The organism is Rhodoglobus galactosidasius (assembly GCF_054957775.1).
The window spans coordinates 298,975-316,505 of sequence record NZ_JBQIAV010000002.1 but is presented as its reverse complement, the minus strand read 5'-3'; the positions used below and the strand labels follow the sequence as shown (position 1 = coordinate 316,505).

At 59.4% G+C, this 17,531-nt stretch carries 18 protein-coding genes; 13 read left to right on the top strand and 5 right to left on the bottom strand.

Features of this window, described 5'->3' with window-relative positions; all coding sequences use genetic code 11:
- Position 1 precedes the first annotated feature (1 nt).
- Entirely contained in the window at positions 2–985 is a 984-nt protein-coding gene (locus ACTJJW_RS04160; RefSeq protein ID WP_462642867.1) for a D-2-hydroxyacid dehydrogenase, read from the top strand.
- Between the two features lie 16 nt (positions 986–1,001).
- Here ACTJJW_RS04160 and ACTJJW_RS04155 read toward each other — a convergent pair whose 3' ends face one another.
- Positions 1,002–1,739, bottom strand: a complete 738-nt coding sequence (locus ACTJJW_RS04155) for a maleate cis-trans isomerase family protein (protein WP_462642866.1) — start codon at positions 1,737–1,739, stop codon at positions 1,002–1,004.
- 168 nt (positions 1,740–1,907) lie between these two features.
- Here ACTJJW_RS04155 and ehuB point away from each other — a divergent pair, with 168 nt between their 5' ends.
- From ehuB to ehuA, 4 genes are all read left to right on the top strand, one after another.
- Positions 1,908–2,807, top strand: a complete 900-nt coding sequence (gene ehuB / locus ACTJJW_RS04150) for an ectoine/hydroxyectoine ABC transporter substrate-binding protein EhuB (RefSeq protein WP_462642865.1) — start codon at positions 1,908–1,910, stop codon at positions 2,805–2,807.
- A 92-nt stretch (positions 2,808–2,899) separates the two neighbouring features.
- Positions 2,900–3,598, top strand: coding sequence for an ectoine/hydroxyectoine ABC transporter permease subunit EhuC (gene ehuC, locus ACTJJW_RS04145; RefSeq protein WP_462642864.1), 699 nt, complete (start codon positions 2,900–2,902; stop codon positions 3,596–3,598).
- Positions 3,595–4,254, top strand: coding sequence for an ectoine/hydroxyectoine ABC transporter permease subunit EhuD (gene ehuD / locus ACTJJW_RS04140; protein ID WP_462642863.1), 660 nt, complete (start codon positions 3,595–3,597; stop codon positions 4,252–4,254). Before ehuC ends, ehuD begins: the two co-directional genes overlap by 4 nt.
- The gene (ehuA, locus tag ACTJJW_RS04135; RefSeq protein ID WP_462642862.1) at positions 4,238–5,053 is read left to right on the top strand and encodes an ectoine/hydroxyectoine ABC transporter ATP-binding protein EhuA; all 816 of its coding nucleotides are present in this window, start codon (positions 4,238–4,240) and stop codon (positions 5,051–5,053) included. Before ehuD ends, ehuA begins: the two co-directional genes overlap by 17 nt.
- Before the next feature lie 16 nt (positions 5,054–5,069).
- On the opposite strand, the gene ACTJJW_RS04130 is transcribed toward ehuA, so the two are convergent.
- A complete protein-coding gene (locus ACTJJW_RS04130) occupies positions 5,070–5,816 on the bottom strand; it encodes a maleate cis-trans isomerase family protein (protein ID WP_462642861.1) in 747 nt (248 codons plus the stop codon).
- 118 nt (positions 5,817–5,934) lie between these two features.
- On the opposite strand from ACTJJW_RS04130, the gene ACTJJW_RS04125 reads away from it, so the two are divergent.
- Positions 5,935–6,441, top strand: coding sequence for a DUF3830 family protein (locus tag ACTJJW_RS04125; protein ID WP_462642860.1), 507 nt, complete (start codon positions 5,935–5,937; stop codon positions 6,439–6,441).
- 126 nt (positions 6,442–6,567) lie between these two features.
- On the opposite strand, the gene ACTJJW_RS04120 is transcribed toward ACTJJW_RS04125, so the two are convergent.
- The 3 genes from ACTJJW_RS04120 to ACTJJW_RS04110 form a co-directional block, all read right to left on the bottom strand.
- Positions 6,568–7,095, bottom strand: coding sequence for a hypothetical protein (locus tag ACTJJW_RS04120; protein ID WP_462642859.1), 528 nt, complete (start codon positions 7,093–7,095; stop codon positions 6,568–6,570).
- A 109-nt stretch (positions 7,096–7,204) separates the two neighbouring features.
- On the bottom strand, positions 7,205–8,053 hold the full coding sequence (locus tag ACTJJW_RS04115; protein WP_462642858.1) for a cytochrome c biogenesis CcdA family protein: 849 nt from the start codon (positions 8,051–8,053) through the stop codon (positions 7,205–7,207).
- Positions 8,053–8,799 carry a DsbA family protein gene (locus ACTJJW_RS04110; protein ID WP_462642857.1) on the bottom strand — a complete coding sequence of 249 codons (747 nt, stop codon included), beginning with the start codon at positions 8,797–8,799 and terminating at the stop codon, positions 8,053–8,055. Before ACTJJW_RS04110 ends, ACTJJW_RS04115 begins: the two co-directional genes overlap by 1 nt.
- A gap of 74 nt (positions 8,800–8,873) precedes the next feature.
- On the opposite strand from ACTJJW_RS04110, the gene ACTJJW_RS04105 reads away from it, so the two are divergent.
- The 7 genes from ACTJJW_RS04105 to ACTJJW_RS04075 all read left to right on the top strand — a co-directional run bounded on the left by ACTJJW_RS04105 (position 8,874) and on the right by ACTJJW_RS04075 (position 17,520).
- Entirely contained in the window at positions 8,874–9,617 is a 744-nt protein-coding gene (locus ACTJJW_RS04105; protein WP_462642856.1) for a GntR family transcriptional regulator, read from the top strand.
- Positions 9,618–10,241: 624 nt separating this feature from the next.
- Entirely contained in the window at positions 10,242–11,276 is a 1,035-nt protein-coding gene (locus ACTJJW_RS04100; RefSeq protein WP_462642855.1) for a zinc-dependent alcohol dehydrogenase family protein, read from the top strand.
- Positions 11,273–11,944 (top strand): DUF2291 family protein, encoded by a 672-nt coding sequence (locus ACTJJW_RS04095; protein ID WP_462642854.1) that lies wholly within the window; start codon positions 11,273–11,275, stop codon positions 11,942–11,944. Before ACTJJW_RS04100 ends, ACTJJW_RS04095 begins: the two co-directional genes overlap by 4 nt.
- Positions 11,941–13,464 carry a sugar ABC transporter ATP-binding protein gene (locus tag ACTJJW_RS04090; protein WP_462642853.1) on the top strand — a complete coding sequence of 508 codons (1,524 nt, stop codon included), beginning with the start codon at positions 11,941–11,943 and terminating at the stop codon, positions 13,462–13,464. Before ACTJJW_RS04095 ends, ACTJJW_RS04090 begins: the two co-directional genes overlap by 4 nt.
- A gap of 23 nt (positions 13,465–13,487) precedes the next feature.
- Complete coding sequence (locus tag ACTJJW_RS04085; protein ID WP_462642852.1) at positions 13,488–14,600, top strand: ABC transporter permease; 1,113 nt, start codon at positions 13,488–13,490, stop codon at positions 14,598–14,600.
- Between the two features lie 68 nt (positions 14,601–14,668).
- Positions 14,669–15,652: a substrate-binding domain-containing protein gene (locus ACTJJW_RS04080; protein ID WP_462642851.1), complete on the top strand. Its 984-nt coding sequence runs from the start codon at positions 14,669–14,671 to the stop codon at positions 15,650–15,652.
- A gap of 125 nt (positions 15,653–15,777) precedes the next feature.
- On the top strand, positions 15,778–17,520 hold the full coding sequence (locus tag ACTJJW_RS04075) for a dihydroxyacetone kinase family protein (RefSeq protein ID WP_462642850.1): 1,743 nt from the start codon (positions 15,778–15,780) through the stop codon (positions 17,518–17,520).
- Positions 17,521–17,531 lie beyond the last annotated feature (11 nt).

The window sequence follows — 17,531 nt, the reverse complement described above, 5'->3', positions numbered from 1 at the left end:
GATGAGCACCGAGCGCCCCATCCTGGTCGTGTTGTACAAAGACGATCTGCCCGATTGCATGCAGCTCGTGGAAGTCGCTGCAGAGGTCCGATACACGCACGCTGCCGAACTAGCGGATGCGCTGCCGGGCGCGGACGCGCTTCTGCTGTGGGATTTCTTTTCCTCGGCAGTCGAAGATGTCTGGGAGCACGCGGACTCGTTGAAGTGGATCCATGTGGCGGCCGCAGGCGTCGACAAACTTCTTTTTGATGGGCTGAGGAACTCGGACGTCGTCGTCACAAACTCTCGCGGCATATTTGACCGGCCGATCGCGGAATTTGTGCTGGGGAGCATCTTGGCGCTCGCCAAAGACATCCCCGGATCACTTCGGAGGCAACAGAGCGGGATCTGGCAACATCGCGAGACAGAACGCATCGACGGCACTAGCGCCCTGATCGTCGGAACCGGATCGATTGGCAGGGAGACCGCGCGACTCCTCGCCGCCGTCGGGATGCGGGTCGAAGGAGTCGGCCGGACTGCGCGGGTTGGGGATCCCGACTTCGGAACAGTGCATGCGTCGAATCGGCTAGCAGCGGTCATCCCGGACAGCGATTACGTGGTCTTGATCGCGCCACTGACGGAGGAGACGCGCGATTTGGTCGACGCGACCGTGCTCACGGCAATGAAGCCCACGGCCCGCCTGATCAACGTGGGTCGCGGCGAATTGGTCGATGAGGGCGCACTGGTGGATGCCCTTAACCGCGGCGGCATCAACGCGGCGGCCCTCGATGTCTTCAGCACAGAACCGTTGCCAGCAACCAGCCCACTCTGGCAGATGGAGAATGTGCTCATCTCGGCGCACCTCAGTGGGGATGCTGCTGGATGGCTGCAGAGGCTCTCCGCACTCTTTGCCGACAACTGTGACCGCTACGTGCAAGGACACGATCTTCTGAATGTGGTCGATAAAAAGCTCGGCTTCGTTCCCAGCAGCCAACCCAGCGGGTAGCACGCGAAGCGAAGGACTAACGAAAGAGCGTGCCGAGCGAATCGAGGGTGAGCATCCGATCCGCGATCCGCAGGCCCTCCCAAACAGTAACCTGATTCGCCGTCAGAACGGTTTTGCCCACGGACTGTTCCAGATCATTGATGAAGCGGAGCGAATGCATGGCGGTATCCGGGACGAGAATTGCTTGGGCATCCGGGTGATCTGCAGCCAAGGCCATCGCGAGGATCTCATTCCTGCCGAGCAGACCGACCTCGCCAGCCGTGGCGATATCGTTGCTGCGGAAAGAAACGACGGAGATACCTGCATCGCCGAGGAACCGCTTGAAGTGCTGAGCCAGGTCGTCAGGATAACTTGCGGCTACGGCGACCGAGACGATCTCCAGGGCACGGCAGGCTTCAGCGAACGCGATTGACGTGGAGGAAGCAGGCACTCCACTGGCCTGACTGACCTCGGCGGCTTGACTGTGCGCGCCTGCCCAGCCGTAGACGAAGCTTCCGGAAGTACATGCCCACATGATCGAGTCTGGGGCGTAGGCCGCCAGTTCCTTCACACCGTTGAGTAAGTTCTCCGACCCGCCGACAGCCAACAACTCGTCGACCTGATGCGCAACGTCACCGCCGGCGGTACGAACCAGAGGCAGCCGAATGGCACCGTTGGTGGTCTTTTCCAGAAAGTCGAAGTCATCGTCGGCGCCTAGGCCGGGGTACAGCAGTCCGACGCTCGGTGCGGTAGTGCGGGGTGTCCTGTTCGGCATGGTTTCCGCTCCATGTGAGATAGTGCGTGAGTTAATTGTAATCGATGATTGTTGACAATCCTACATGGAGTGATTAGGTTCTTACCCAAGCACCAAGAACATTCGATGCGGAGCTACCTGAAAGCGCTGCATCACGGCCCAGAGTCGGGCCCTTAGAGATCGGAGTCAATGATGAACCGACACTATTCACGTCACACAGTACTGCGGAGGGTTGGGGCGGCTGCGGCTGGACTACTTCTCTTGGGCAGCATCAGTGGCTGTTCAGCAGTAACGCCAGGCGGCGGAGGCGAGAGCACCAGCGCCGACGGCACATTGGAACTCGCAAGGGACCAGGGATACCTCCGAGTGGGCATTGCCAACGAGCCCCCGTACACGGAGGTCAACGCCGATGGTTCCGTCAGCGGTGCGGAACCCGATGTTCTTCGTGAGGTTCTGAAAACGATGGGAATCGGTGAGATCCAGGGAATCGTCACGCCATACGATGCAATGATTCCCGGTCTCAATGCCAATCGGTGGGATGTGATCGCCGCCGGCTTGTTCATGAAACAGTCGCGTTGTGCCGCAGTGGCATACTCCGAACCGGTGATCGTTTCGACAGAATCGTTCGGCACCCCGGTGGGGAACCCGAAAGGCATCGAGACAATCGCCGATGTGCTCGCGAACCCGGATCTGAAGATCGCCGTTCTCTCCGGAGCTTTCGAGGAGGGGATCCTGAAGAACTTCGAGGTTCCCGAGGGTCAGCGGGTCCTGGTCAAGGACAGCCGGAGCGGTATGGAAGCAGTGACGGCCAAGCGTGCCGACGCCTTCCTGCTGCCCACACTCTCGCTCAAGTCGCTGGTCGAACAAGATCCGAGCATTGAAGTGACCGCGCCGATTGCTGATGCTCCTCGCACCGGATCCGGTGCGGCGTTCCGCAAGGGCGACACAGAGCTACTTGCTGAATATAACAAGCAGCTCGCCGTGTTCAAAGAGACCCAGGCCTACACGGACATCATGGTCAAGTGGGGCTTCGATCCCGAAGCGGCCAAGGGCGTCACCGCTGCCGAACTCTGCGAGAACGAGGGCTAAAGCAACCAATGTTCGCAGCGGGGCCGAATCGACGTAGTTCGCGGTGAAGCCCCGCTGCCTCCTCTCCCATTGCAAGAAAGGCTGGTTGCGGATTGACTGCCATACTCGATTACTCGGGGCTCCTCCTTCAGGGCCTAGGCGTCACCATACTCGTAACAGTTCTCGGCGCCGCCCTCACCCTTGTTGTTGCATTTACCGCCGGGCTGAGTGGACTGTCACAGCATTGGTGGCTCCGCTGGCCATCGTCCATCTTCGTTGAGTTCTTCCGGGGATCTGGGCTGCTCGTGCAGATGTTCTGGTTCTTCTATGCCTTGCCGTTCCTTGGCATCCAACTGGCCCCCTTGGTCGCAGGAGTGCTGGCACTCGGACTGAACGAGGGCGCTTACGCGGCAGAAGTCGTGCGTGGAACAATTCGGTCCAGAGCGAAAGGGCAAACGGAGGCGGCAATAGCGCTTGGAATGACTCCGGCACTTCGTATGAGGCGAATCCTCATACCGCAGTCCATCCCTGCGATGCTCCCGGCGTTCGGAAACGTTATGGTCGACCTGCTGAAAAACACGTCGTTAGTTTCGCTAGTGACAGTTGCGGATCTGACGTGGCGTGCGTTCACGGCCCGCACCATTACCGGGCAGACAGTGGAGTTGTTTCTCACTATCCTGGTGCTCTACTACCTGTTGTCTTTGCTCATCGGCTGGCTCATCAGGTATCTGGAGAAACGCTTCGCGCTGGACCGGAAGTCGCTCGCGAAAGCTAGACCTATCAAGGCATTGGCCGGAAGGGTCTCCTCATGATCATCTGGGACAATGATTTCGCGATTTCGATTATTCCGGCCCTGTCGAAGGGCCTCTGGCTGACCCTTCAGATAACCTTCCTCGGGTTTTTCATCAGCCTTGTGGTCGGCCTTCTGGTGGCCATTGTTCGCTACCTGAAGATCCCGGTCATCTCACCGCTCTTCACGTTTTATGTTTCATTCGTGCGCGGTACGCCGTTGCTGGTTCAGGCGTACGTGGCTTTCTATGTGCTTCCTCTGATGGGGGTCACCTTTGACGCTCTGCCGACAGGGATCGTAGTGATCGGGCTCAACTACAGCGCCTACACCGCAGAGGTGTATCGCGCCGGGATCGAACAGCTGCCGAAGGGACAATGGGAGGCGGCGACGGCGCTGAGCCTTCCCCGGTGGCGTACCTGGATGCGAATTGTCGTGCCGCAGGCCGTGCGGCCAATCATTCCGGTACTGGGCAACTATCTGATCATGATGTTCAAAGACTCGGCGATACTCTCATCCATTACCATCATCGAGCTGCTCGGATCAGCGTTGTCGATCGGAAGCAGCTACTACCGTTACCTCGAGCCCATCACCATAATCGGGCTGATGTACCTCGCCATTAGTTTCCCGACTTCACTGCTAATCAAACGACTGGAGCGACGCTTTGTCCCCACACACTGACACTCTGCAAAGTCTCAACACCAAGGAATCTCCCCGCGATATCGAGATTTCATTCGCCAACGTCAGCAAGTCCTGGGGGAGCAATCAGGTTCTTCGTGGCTTGGACTTCCAGGTGAAGGCCGGAGAGAAGGTCTCCATCATTGGTCCATCAGGATCAGGCAAGACGACTATTCTGCGAATCCTCATGACGCTGGAGACCCCGGATGTTGGTCTGGTAACCGTGGGCGGGGACGTTCTGTGGGATGCACGGGAGGGCGTAAAGAGCAAGGAGACCAAGCAAACCCAGATCACTCGCCGCAAGGTGGGGATGGTTTTCCAGCAGTTCAATCTTTTTCCGCATATGACCGTTTTGGAGAATGTCATCGAGGCGCCGATTCATGTTCTCGGAATCTCCAAGCAGGAAGCCCATGAGCGTGCGGTGGATCTGCTGGAGCTCGTGGGCCTGAAAGAGCATATGAAGCACACTCCGCCAGAGCTCTCCGGCGGTCAGCAGCAGCGCGTGGCCATAGCTCGCGCCTTGGCCATGAGGCCTCGGGTCATGCTCTTTGACGAGCCGACATCTGCGCTCGACCCTGAACTGATCGGGGAGGTGCTTGGCGTGATTCGGCGGCTGGCGACCACGACCGACATGACCATGCTCATGGTCACTCATGAAATGCGGTTCGCGCAGGAGATTTCTGATCGGGTAGTGATGTTCGATAAGGGCGTCGTCGTTGAACAGGGCCCACCGGACCAGATCTTCAAGAATCCGAAAGAGGAGAGAACCCAACAGTTCTTGAAGGCTGTCACGTCCTACTGAGTGACGAGCGCCTAGGTCAGTGTGCGAGTAGCCGTTGTCCCGGGCCGATCGCGGACAACCCGCACAGGGCGAGTGCCGCCCACATGGTTGCTTGGTTTGCCGAGACGATTGGTTTGCCCAGTTCACGCTCCAGAGGAGCGATCAGGTCGTAGGTCGGCAGGTTGGTGCATGAAACGACGATGGCCTCAGCATCCGTCGAGTTGGCTTGCCGAATGAGATCCGCGGTGCGCGTATAGGGCACTGTCCACATTTTCGAGTCCAAACCGAGATGCGCGACACCCGTGACCTCCAGAGAACTCTCGGTCAGGAAGCGCTGTAGGCGAGCGGTGATTTCTGCATCGTAGGGAGTCGCGATGGCGACCCTGCTAACACCCAGGTGCGTCAAGGCGGCCACAATGGCTCCAGAGGTAGTGACGGCTGGAGCATCCCCCGCGTCAGCCAAGACCGCAGCAATTGCCTTCTCGCCGGTGCGCCCATTCACGAAACTGCCAGACGTGCAGGCAAACGCATAGGCGGAAGGGGCGACCGTCTTGAGCTGCTGCACCGCCGCACGAATGCCGGCCTCATCGCTGAGCAGCTCAACCATCTCGAGAGTGACAGGGAGCGGGTCGTAAGGTGTTCGCGCAAAGAGCAGCGCGGCTTCGGCGGGAACCCAGCGCCACAGTTCGGCATCCAGCGCCATGTCGTAGGGAGCGACCACCCCGATTCCGATCTGCACAGCCGGCCCGCTGGGAATGCCACCGACAGTTTCCGCTGCTGACATTGTTCCCTCCGTGTGCGCATGCGGATTTGCGGATATCGCCCAATCCACCACGGGTTCATTATTGTTGACAATCCTACACAACGCAATCTAGTCTCAAAGAAAGATGAAGGGAAGTCCAGTGGCTCGATACATTACAGTTACGCTCGAAAAGCGAGGCGTAAGCTGCCTGGCGCGACTACTGGACGATGAGGCACCTCGCACTGCCGCAGCGGTTTGGGATGCGCTCCCGCTGTCGTCCGCTGTCTTTCACGGCAAGTATGCCCGCAACGAAATCTATAATCTGGTACCAGCTTTCGCCGCAGTAGAGCCAGGCAAGGAGAACACCACGATCACTCCGATACCGGGCGACCTGTGCTATTTCGAGTTCGATGCCAACGACCTTGCCACACCTTCCCACGGGTACAGCAGTGGAGAGGGGCCGCAAGAACTCACCAAGATCATTGACCTTGCACTGTTCTACGGCCGAAACAATCTGCTGATCAACGGGGACCAGGGTTGGGTCCCCGGGAATGTCTTCGCCTCTGTCGTCGAGGGTCTTGGTGAAATGGCTGCCGCCTGCCAGGACGTGTGGATGGGCGGCGCGCGGGGAGAGACACTGACGTTCGCCCGCTCAAATCGGAGCTGACGGGGACTGCTGACGGTGGGGTGTGGCTCGGCGCTATGGGGCGGCTCATAAATCATGCGTTCGAGTCAGATCGTCATTGGCGCGACCCGCGTTCCGGTTTGGGGACGCGGTGATCGCCCATCTGGATCACTCGGTTCGGTCATGCACTTCACCTGTCTGCACTAGGGCAATGTCGTCGGGGCGGGCGCGGGGCACGGGACAGGCCTCTTCGCTGGTCAGTCTGCGGGTGAGTGCCCAGACCAGGAGACCGATGGAGGCGGCGGCAAGATACGGTTGGATGGGTTCGAAGAATTGCAGTGCGCCACTGGTGCCCAGTGCGATAAGGACGAGTTTGTTGCATACAGGGCACCCGACGGCGAACAAAGACACCACCGCCCCTGCCCCTCCTAGCCGCACGGTGCTCTGTCGGCTCTCGCCGTCGGGTCGTGACACGTATGTGGCGGTGAGCAGTCCGGCGAGCACTGCGGTGATAATGAGTGCGGGCTGCGCCCACCATGTGGGGGGAATCTCGCGCGAGAACACGGGGGTGTCGATGAGATCGGTCGGGACCGCGACAACCACATAGGTCAACGCTGAGGTGCCTGCCGCGACCATCCAACGTCGTAACGGCCATCCGCGTAAATTGTGGCTCAGTGTTGCTATGCGACGGTTCATCGGTTTCCTTTCGTGGGAGTGCAGTGCGCGGGCTGGCCGAGTTCGACTCCGGGTAAGTATTGTGCACCGAGAGTAAGACGCATCACCTTCGCGCCGCTGCCGAACGTCATCACGGGGTCCGCTCATTCTCCGCCGCCATAGTGCGTCGCTGTCGCCGACTCGACCGGACGGCATACATGGTGACGACGACCGAAATTGCGAGCACAGCGATGATGCTGAAGACCAAGTTTGAGACTCCGGAGGATACGTTCAGCGCCCAGCTCTCTGCAGCCAATTGGTCGGAAATAGTCAGAATTCCGCCGAGCCCCGCTGTTCCCTCCGTGACCAACAGGAGAACACCAATGCCGACAGAAAGTGCACCGGAGACGATCATCAGCCAGGAGTTCTGCCACCGTCCTATGCGCAAGGAACGCGGCCTCAACCACTTACGTTGACCGACTTTGGCGCGATCCCACACCAGGGCGAGAATCACCAGCGGAACGACCATGCCCAGGGCATAGACGGCCAGCAGAATCCCACCGTAGATGGCGTCACCGCCGATGGCGGCGACCGTGAGGACCGACCCGAGGATGGGACCAGCGCACACCCCGGCCACACCATAAACGGCACCAAGTAGAAACACTGAGACTTTCGACGTTCCTTCCGCGCCGTTGCCGCGAGAAAGACCGGGCAATCGGATACCGGAAAGTTGCACTAGGCCGAGGACGATGATCGCTGCGGACGCGACAACCACGAACGCCTCACGATCTTGTGTGAACAGTGCCCCGAAGGACCCAGCTAGGGCCCCAATCGGGACCAGAGTCGCGATCAGCCCCAAGTAGAAGATGCCGGTACGCGCCAGCAACCGTGTGGGCGAGCTGAATGCATAGGCGAAGAACGCAGGGAGCAGCATGACCGAACACGGGCTCAATAGGGTCAGGATGCCGCCGAAAAATGCTCCGGCATAACCGATATCCATCAGTTCCTAGCTTGCTCGAGTTCGGTATCAATCGCGTCCCGGAACGCGGTGATGGGTAGTGCTCCGCTCAGCGGGGTGTCATTGGCAAGAAACGTTGGGGTGCCCGTGACTCCGAGGGATCGTGCTTCCGCAAGATCTGCCTCCACGCGCGCCAGCAACTCCGGGTCCGTCAAATCCGCTTCGAATGCGGCCAGATCTGGCACCCCGATTTGTCGGGCGATTTCGATCAGTCGCTCGCGCGGTAACGCGACGTGGCCGCGTTCGGGTGCGCCAGCGAATACCACTTCGCCGAACTCCCAGAACAGACCTTGCTCTCCGGCCGCGCGCGCGGCCACAGCCGCGGCGACTGACTCGTCGCCGAACACTGGCAGGTCGCGCCACTCCATTCTCACTAATCCGGAGTCCACATACTCTTGGATGAGTTGTGGCATGGTGTCGCGAGCGTAGATTCCGCAAAATGGGCATCGAAAATCGGCATACTCAATAAGTACGACCGGCGCGTCGACCGCCCCGAGAGCCGTGGGATCCCCGTCGATCCGCCGCGACATATCAAGCTCCGACTCTCCGCCGGTGTCAGCCTGGTTCTCGTTTGTGCCTGCTGTTGCGCCCGGAGCTGCTTCACCACGTTGTTGAGCGGCGACGCCGACTCCCACGACACCGGCAACTAGCAACAAGCTAGCCGTCGCAAGGGCATATCCTTTCCAAGATCGACGGGTCGATTTGCTTGTGCTGCGTGGCGATGACATTGACTCGTCTCATGGGAGGGAACATTGCGAATTAAAATGTACATACATTTCCTGAGAGAAGAAAGAGCGTGAACATGAGCGGGTCTTCGACTCACGACATCGACGGAGCTGCACCGTTGTGGAGAACGATTTCTGTCGATCTGGGAGAGCGTGTGGCGAGAGGTGAATTCACTGACGGGTTTCCCGGTGAACTGGAACTGGCGCAGGCCTACGGGGTGAGCCGGGGAACTGTGCGCAATGCGCTGCGGCCGTTGCGGGACAGTGGTGCGATTACGGCGCAACGCGGGCGTCGGCAACGTGTTGTGGAGTCAGGAGAAGGGCTCGTGTTTGGTCCGCTCCACAGTTTGTTCGCTTCTGTTCACGCTGCCGGGATGATCCAGCGAAGCACGGTCCTAGAGCAGGTCGTTACTACCAACCCCCGCGTGGCGGCGCTCCTCGATCGCTCCCCATCAATTCCGCTCTTCCATCTGAGGAGAATCCGGTACGCCAACTCCGAGCCACTCGGATGGGACGAGGTGTGGCTGCCGAACACACTCGTTGAACCTCTCTCCGGGGCGGACTTCTCCAATACTGCGCTCTACAAAGAACTTCGTGAGCGATGCGGCATCATGTTAGACGGTGGGCGAGAGGAGCTTCGAGCGGATATTGCCGATGCGTTGGATATTCAATACCTCGCCTGCGATCCGGGTGAACCGATTCTGCACATCACCCGTCTTGGCATTCATGACGGCGCGCCGATCGAGGTGCGTCAAAGCCGGATTCGGGGACGCCGCTACGCGGTTACCACGCAGTTCGGTGCGATCACCGCCGACGACTAGCACGCTCGCGACATGACCGGAATGCAAGCGAAGTCCGCCCGAGGATTGGATGGCCCGTGAACTCGATTCTTGGCGCGAAGTCTCAGCAGCCGCATGGATCACCCAGATGTATTGGAAGAGCGAGTTGGCCTGCCCGCCGATCACCCTGGAAGAAATCGATGCCGGTGTGGTGATACCTCCTTCTAGCGAAGGGTTGTCCAGACCCAAGAGACGCGCGGCTGCCGGGGTCCGCTGAGCCGACCGGCGATATCCGCACCACCGTCGTGCATGACGAGTTCTTCGCCATCCCACCTACTCGACCCAGAAGCCGTAGATGCCGATCGTGATCAGGCGGTACCGAAATAGGTGTCGGCACCTCCGTCGAAGGTGAAGCTGCCGTTACGTGCCATGTGAATTCCCTAATGTGATAATCGTGCCTATCTGAGTGCTTCCTGAAACGTCACATCGAGAATCCGGTGAGTTTGTCGCTTGACACGGCTCGTATCGCCATTTACGGTGTTTGTAACGTGTTCATGTTAGATGAATGCGAGAATGCAACACGAAATTTTCTATTTCGTAGAACCTCAAGACCTCCCAACGACGCGAAGGTGAACGCGCGGAGGGACACGTAAAACGGGAGCAAAGATGCGCGCAGTAGTATTCACGTCTCAAGGTGAGCTTGCTCTAGAAGAGCGACCGAAACCTACACCCGGCTATAAAGAGATCTTGATCAAGACCGCTGCGGTGGGCATCTGTGGAACCGACACTCATGTGTTCGATGGGGAGTTCGAAGGCACCGTGTTTCCTCTGGTTCCCGGCCATGAGGCCACAGGAACTATCGTCGCCCTCGGCGAGGCAGTGAACGACAAGGTGTTCGATTTCAAGGTTGGCGACCATGTTGCCATTAACCCCAGCACCACCTGCGGCGAGTGTGAGTTCTGTCTCAACGGGCATCAGAACCTGTGTCGCTTCTGGAACGGACTCGGCGTCGTCGCATCCGACGGCGCATCCCAAGAATTCTTCGTTGCACCGGCAGGCAACGTGTACAAGCTCAAGCCCGAAACGGACCTCTACGAGGCCGCACTTATTGAGCCTCTCGCTTGCGCGATCCGAGGCTGGGACGTTCTGCCGCGCCGTCTGGGAGACCACGTGCTCGTCTACGGAGCCGGAACTATGGGGCTGCTCATGGCGCAACTTGCCACCCGCACCGGCGCCGCATCCGTCACCATCATCGACCTGAACGAGGACCGGCTCGAGGTCGCCAAGGAATGTGGCATCGAGCTGCGCTACACGTCTGCCGAAGATGCCGACCGCGAGAAATGGGATGTCGTCATCGATTGCACCGGCAACCTTCGCGCAATCGAAGATGGACTCACCAGGGTAAAACCGGCTGGCTTCTTCCAAGACTTCGGCGTCGCACCAGCTGACGGCACCGCAAAGTTCTCACCGTTCCGCATCTACCGAGATGAGATCTCCATAGTCGGCACCATGGCTGTGCTCAATTCCTTCGGTCGTGCCGTCGAGATGTTCGAGGCTGGAGCGGTCAACGCCACGGCGATGATCAGTCACTCGTTCACCCTTGACGACTATGAGAAAGCACTTGACCTGTTCCGCAAGGGCACCGGACGTAAGCTCCAGATTCGCCCAAACGACACCGAATCCAAAGTGCTCATCCCGTGAGCGACCCCACCACAACAGAAACGACCGTGAAGACACCGCGGGCCCCACTCTCACGGGCAGCCAAGCGAGGCATCGGGCTAGGAGCAATCGTTGTTGTCCTCATCGGGATGATTGCCGGAACCAAGATCGTCCAAGCCGACGACCCACTCGCGCAAGGAACACAAGAGTTCAATGCCGCAAGCTACGGGGGAGAGACATTCCCCGGCGTGCAATCAGCCATCTCTGAACAAGCAACCGACGCCGAAACCCTCGCCACCGCAATCGCCGAGGACCCCGCTGCTGCTGCCGCAAAGTACGCCGTGCAAAGCTCGGGCGGAGCCGTATACAGCACCACCTTTACCGGCGTGGTCGGGGAAGGACAATCAGGTATTTACGAGGTTGCCGTCGACGGCATCCCCGGTGACCTATTGATTCGGATCCAGACTGGCCCCGCGATCAACGGCACCGAACTGCGGGATGCGACCGGTGAGATCGAATTCGGGCAATTTGTCAACCAGATCGACTATCAAGACGCAGCATCCGCCCTCAACGAAGAACTCAAGGCGCAAGTGCTGGCAAACCTGGATACAGCGAACCTCACAGGCGCGACGATCGAAATCACTGGCGCATTTACTTTGATCAACCCCAGCTCATGGCTGGTCACTCCGGTAGAGATGACGATCCAGTGAGTGAACAGCTCGACGACGTTGTGCTCGAAGCACGTGACATCGTGAAACAGTACGGCGGAACCCACGCGCTCAAAGGCGTGAACTTCGAGATCAAACGCGGCACAGTTACCACCCTGTTCGGCGAAAACGGTGCAGGCAAGTCGACACTGATGAAGATCCTTTCCGGCGTCGAACAGCCGACCTCGGGAAACATAGTTCTCGACGGACAACCAGTCGTGTTCAACTCCACGACGGATGCACGCGATCGTGGAATCTCGATAATCCACCAGGAACTCAGCCTTGCCCCGAACCTCTCTGTGCGCGACAACATCTTCATGGGTCGCGAAATTCGAGGGCCGTTTGGGGTGGACTATGCCGAAGAAACTCGGCAGACTCGCACGCTCCTCGAAGAGATGCAATTTCGGATCGAGCCAGACACCTTAGTTTCCGACCTCAGAGTCGGCCAGCAGCAGATCATCGAAATCGCCCGCGCACTCTCGGTTAACTCCAGAATCCTGATCATGGACGAACCGACCTCGGCGTTAGCTGCGGCCGAAGTCGAGATCCTATTCACGATCATCCACGAACTCACCGCCCGCGGCGTCGCCATTGTCTACATCTCCCACCACCTCGAGGAAGCATTAGAAGTTACCGACCACGCCGTCGTGCTGCGAGATGGTGCAATGACCGCAAAAGACGAGCGCGCGAACATCGACCTTGAGTGGATCGTGCACAACATGGTCGGCGAAAACTTCGACCTAGGTTCACCGCCCACAGGCTATGAATTCGGTGAGACCGTACTGAGCGTTCAAGCGCTGCGCGTTCTTGATCGGGAGAATCCCGAACGAGTCGTAGTCAACGATCTGGACCTTAACGTCCGCGCAGGAGAAATCGTCTGCCTCTACGGACTGATGGGTGCCGGACGCACCGAACTGCTTGAAGCCATCGCCGGTCGCGAACCAGCCGACAGCGGCCAAATCCTGTTGGATGGCCGACCACTGGGCAAAGAATCCATCGCCGAACGCATCGCACTCGGTGTCGGTCTGGTACCCGAGGACCGCCAGCGCGACGGTCTCGTGCAGACCTTCGACGTCGGATCGAACCTCACACTTGCCAGCCTGCGCGACTCAGTCGTCAACGGGCTACTCTCGCGTCGAGTAGAAAAGGATCGCGCACAAGATCTCATCCGCACCGTGACGGTCAAAACCCCCGGACCTGAATTGCCCATTGGGGCACTGTCGGGCGGCAACCAGCAGAAGGTCGTCATCGGCAAAGTAATCGCGACCGAGCCGCGAGTGATGCTGCTTGACGAGCCCAGCCGTGGGATCGATATCGGTGCCAAAGCCGAAGTATTCAAACTGCTCGCCGATCGAGCTCGCGAAGGCCTCGCGGTGGTCTACTCCACCTCAGAGGTCGGCGAGTGCCTCAGCATTGCCCACCGCATCATTGTGCTCCGCCGCGGACAGATCTCCGCCGAGTTCGGCCCAGATGCAACCAAAGAGATGATCATGGCCGCCTCGGGCGAAGCCGTGGCCGCATAGCGCACCCCCAGGACGGATCGACAATGACGACGACAATTACGACCATCACTGAGAACAAGAAAAAGTTCTCCATCACGAAACTGCTGATTGAGGGGCGCGCATTCCTGGCGCTGATCCTCATCATCATTGTCTTCTCGATGCTCTCGCCGAACTATCTGACCACCGGAAACGTGCTGATCATGGCATCACACGTGGCGATCTACGCGATCCTTGGCATGGGGATGCTGCTTGTGGTGCTCAACGGCGGGATCGATCTCTCGGTCGGATCAACCCTCGGGTTCTCCGCGGTGATTGCCGGCTTCCTGATGCAGGGAGTCCCCCTCAATATCTTCGGCGTAGTTCTGTACCCCAGCGTCCCCGTCGTCGTGATCCTCTCCTGTGGGGTCGGGGCGGCGATCGGATTTGTCAACGGCTTTCTCATCTCCCGATTCAACGTTGCGCCATTCGTTGCCACTCTAGGCATGCTCTATGTCGTCCGCGGTTTTGCGCTGCTGATGACCAACGGTCTGACCATCAACAACCTTTCCGGCGACCCGGAGCTAGGCAACACCGGATTTGCGTGGCTCGGCTTCAACCGCATCTTTAACATTCCTATCGGTGTACTCATCATGGGCATTATCGCGATCGTGCTCGGACTGATCCTCAGCCGCTCTGTCTTCGGCCGCTGGCTCTACGCCTCGGGCGGAAACGAGCGCGCAGCGGAACTCTCCGGCGTACCCGCACGCGGAGTGAAGATTTGGGTGTACGTCATCTCGGGGATCTGTGCATCAATTGCCGGACTCATCCTTGCCTCGACGCTCACGAGCGCCAGCCCGACTGCGGGAAACACTTACGAGCTCACTGCCATAGCAGCAGTGGTTATCGGAGGAGCCTCGCTAATGGGAGGCCGCGGCAGTGTCAAAGGCACACTGCTTGGAGCTTTCGTTATCGGATTCCTCTCCGACGGTCTCGTGATTGTCGGAGTCTCGGCCTACTGGCAGATGGTTTTCATCGGCGCAGTGATCGTCATCGCAGTGCTCCTCAACAGCCTGCAATACGGACGCCGTCGCCGCCCCGCTGCACAGACCAAACCCACCGCCCCAGCGGACAACTCGACGTCGAATCAAGAACCACCGGCACCTGTCGGCACGAACTGATTTGCCACGCGGCGCAGGCTTTTCTGTGCCGTACCACCAAGGGAAAACCAACAGAAGGGACGCATCACATGATGCGCAAGAAGGCAATTACCGCCCTCATTACCGTGGGCGCAGTCGTACTGACAATCGCAGGATGCTCTACGGCAGAACCCGACTCATCCGATTCCGCCGGCGGAGAAGGCGGAGGTCTGATCACGATCATCGTCAACGACCCCGCTAATCCGTACTGGAAGACCGAAGGGGATGTCGCTAAAGCCGCAGCAGAGGAGCTCGGCTATGAAGCAACCGTTGGAGCACACAAGGGTGATACCAACACAGAAAACACGCTGATCGACACCGCGATCTCGAATAAGTCAGTAGCGATCATCCTCGACCCTGCCAACGCCGACGGGTCAGTGGCGGCCGTGCAGAAGGCCGATGCTGCCGGGATCCCCGTGTTCCTCGTCAACGCAGAAATCAACGAAACGGGGATTGCGAAGGCGCAACTCGTCTCGAATAACGCACAGGGCGCCGCTATCGGTGCCCAAGAATGGGTCGCCCAGATGGGCGAGGTCGGAGACTATGTCGAACTGTTCGGTGCGCCCTCCGATAACAATGCACAGACGCGCTCTAACGGATTCACAACTGTCATCGGCCAGTACCCCGATCTCGTTCAAGCGGGCACAGAGGTAGCCGACTGGGACCGCACCAAGGGTCACGACAAGATGCAGTCGCTGCTCCAATCGAACCCCAGTCTGACTGGAGTGATCTCGGGTAATGACGAGATGGCGCTCGGGGCGATCGCTGCCTTGAAAGAGGCCGGAAAGCTCGACGGTGTCGTAGTCGGAGGCTTCGACGGATCGCCCGACGCAGTCGACGCAGTGACCGCGGGGGAGCTCGCCTATACGGTGCTGCAGCCCGTAGCAGTCTTCGCGAAGGAAGCGGTCAAGTTGGCCGACGAGTTCATCAAGACAGGCAACGCTCCTGAGACCGAGAAGCAGTCGTTTGACTGCATCCTCATCACCGTAGACAACGTCGACAAAATGACGGATCCGTTCACCTACGGCGGCTAATCCCGTTCGAAGATCTGGCCGTCCCACCCGGCGACTAGGTGGGGCGGATGCGCGCTCACACGAGCATCCGCCCCACACTCGCACCAACACATACACACCATCCACTTTTAACCACGAAAGACATCATGAGCTACGTTCTGAATGACCCGGCAGACTTCGCCGACGAGTCCGCTGCAGGCTTCGTCGCCGCCCACAGAACCCTCGTGCGACGTGTGACTGGGGGAGTTGCACGAGCAACGGCAACGCCACACGGGCAGGTCGCTGTCGTGATCGGTGGCGGCTCGGGACACTATCCCGCCTTTGCAGGTCTGGTCGGTGCGGGGCTCGCCCACGCCGCAGCTATGGGCAACGTATTCGCCTCACCGAGCACCCAGCAGATCTACTCCGTAGCCAAATCGGTCGCCACCGAGGCTGGGGTCATTTTTACTTACGGCAACTATGCCGGCGATGTTCTGAACTTCGATCAGGCCGAGAAACGGCTCATCGACGAGGGAATTCCTTGCCGCACAGTGCGCGTGACCGACGACATTTACAGTGCGTCACCCGCGGAACATACCAAACGTCGTGGAGTTGCCGGAGACCTAGCGGTATTCCGTGCGGCAGCCTGGGCGGCAGAACAAGGCATGAGCCTCGACGAGGTCGCCGAGTTTACGAGCCGTGCAAACTCGCGAGTCCGATCGCTCGGCGTGGCATTCTCCGGATGCACGCTCCCTGGTGCGAGCGAACCGCTCTTCACGGTCCCCGCAGGTCAGATGGCGGTTGGGATGGGAATTCATGGTGAACCCGGCATTGAAGTTATTCCGCTGCCAACAGCGAACGAAATCGCCGTACGTCTAGTTGCCGGATTGCTCGACGAGGCTCCGCACGATATCTCCCTCGCCGACAGCTTGCGTGCGGCTGTCATCGTAAACGGCTTGGGCTCAGTCAAGTCCGAGGAATTGTTCGTAATTTACGCTGCCGTCGAAAAACTTCTCACGAACGCTGGAATCACCGTTGTAGAACCAGAGGTTGGTGAATACGCCACCAGCTTCGAAATGGCCGGAGTCTCGCTGACTCTGTTCTGGCTTGACGACCAACTCGAGGCCGCATGGTCGTCACCCAGCTACACACCCGGATACCGCAAGGGCGTCGTCGTACCAACTGGCGCAGGTAGCGAACCCATTCTTGAATCTACAAACACTGAGATGCCTGAGGCTGTTCCGGACGCCTCAGTGGAGTCGGCTGCGGTAGGACCGATCGCACAAGCGATCATTGGCGCTATCCGCGACATGATCGATCGTGACGCTGACGAGCTGGGTCGCTTAGACGCGATCGCCGGAGACGGAGACCACGGCATCGGAATGCAGCGGGGAACCAGAGCGGCTGCCGCCGCAGCTGATTTGGCTGTTGCCGCGGGTGCGGGCACCGGAACTGTGCTTATCCGCGCGGGTGACGCATGGGCTGACAAAGCTGGTGGAACCTCCGGTGCGCTGTGGGGCGCTGCGCTTCGCGCGGCTGGCGAGCGGATCGGTGACGAGCACGCACCCACCGCATCCGATGTTTCGCAGTCGGTCGCGGCAGCCTGCGATTCCATCAAGAGCTACGGCAAGGCCGAAGTCGGCGACAAGACGATGGTGGATGCGCTCGTGCCGTTCGCCGAAACTCTCACCTCGCAGGTCGCATCGGGAGAATCGCTCTCCGCGGCTTGGACTGTCGCCGCGATCGAAGCGACACGTGCTGCAGACGCAACCGCCGACATGCTCCCTCGAATGGGACGCGCCCGCCCACACATGGAGAAAAGCCTAGGAACTCCCGACCCCGGCGCGATCTCCCTCGCCAGGGCGATGACAGTAGCGGGCCACGTGCTCGCAACCGATACCAAGAACTAAGGAGCAGCAAT

Bases quoted from the DNA above. Each gene is read 5' to 3' on its own strand.
- ACTJJW_RS04110 (WP_462642857.1), bottom strand. From the start codon at position 8,799: ATGTCATCGCCACGCAGCACAAGCAAATCGACCCGTCGATCTTGGAAA.
- ACTJJW_RS04085 (WP_462642852.1), top strand. From the start codon at position 13,488: ATGACGACGACAATTACGACCATCACTGAGAACAAGAAAAAGTTCTCC.
- ACTJJW_RS04080 (WP_462642851.1), top strand. From the start codon at position 14,669: ATGATGCGCAAGAAGGCAATTACCGCCCTCATTACCGTGGGCGCAGTC.
- ACTJJW_RS04120 (WP_462642859.1), bottom strand. From the start codon at position 7,095: ATGAACCGTCGCATAGCAACACTGAGCCACAATTTACGCGGATGGCCG.
- ehuB (WP_462642865.1), top strand. From the start codon at position 1,908: ATGATGAACCGACACTATTCACGTCACACAGTACTGCGGAGGGTTGGG.
- ACTJJW_RS04075 (WP_462642850.1), top strand. From the start codon at position 15,778: ATGAGCTACGTTCTGAATGACCCGGCAGACTTCGCCGACGAGTCCGCT.
- ehuD (WP_462642863.1), top strand. From the start codon at position 3,595: ATGATCATCTGGGACAATGATTTCGCGATTTCGATTATTCCGGCCCTG.
- ACTJJW_RS04100 (WP_462642855.1), top strand. From the start codon at position 10,242: ATGCGCGCAGTAGTATTCACGTCTCAAGGTGAGCTTGCTCTAGAAGAG.
- ACTJJW_RS04115 (WP_462642858.1), bottom strand. From the start codon at position 8,053: ATGGATATCGGTTATGCCGGAGCATTTTTCGGCGGCATCCTGACCCTA.
- ACTJJW_RS04130 (WP_462642861.1), bottom strand. From the start codon at position 5,816: ATGTCAGCAGCGGAAACTGTCGGTGGCATTCCCAGCGGGCCGGCTGTG.
- ACTJJW_RS04160 (WP_462642867.1), top strand. From the start codon at position 2: ATGAGCACCGAGCGCCCCATCCTGGTCGTGTTGTACAAAGACGATCTG.
- ACTJJW_RS04155 (WP_462642866.1), bottom strand. From the start codon at position 1,739: ATGCCGAACAGGACACCCCGCACTACCGCACCGAGCGTCGGACTGCTG.
- ACTJJW_RS04105 (WP_462642856.1), top strand. From the start codon at position 8,874: ATGAGCGGGTCTTCGACTCACGACATCGACGGAGCTGCACCGTTGTGG.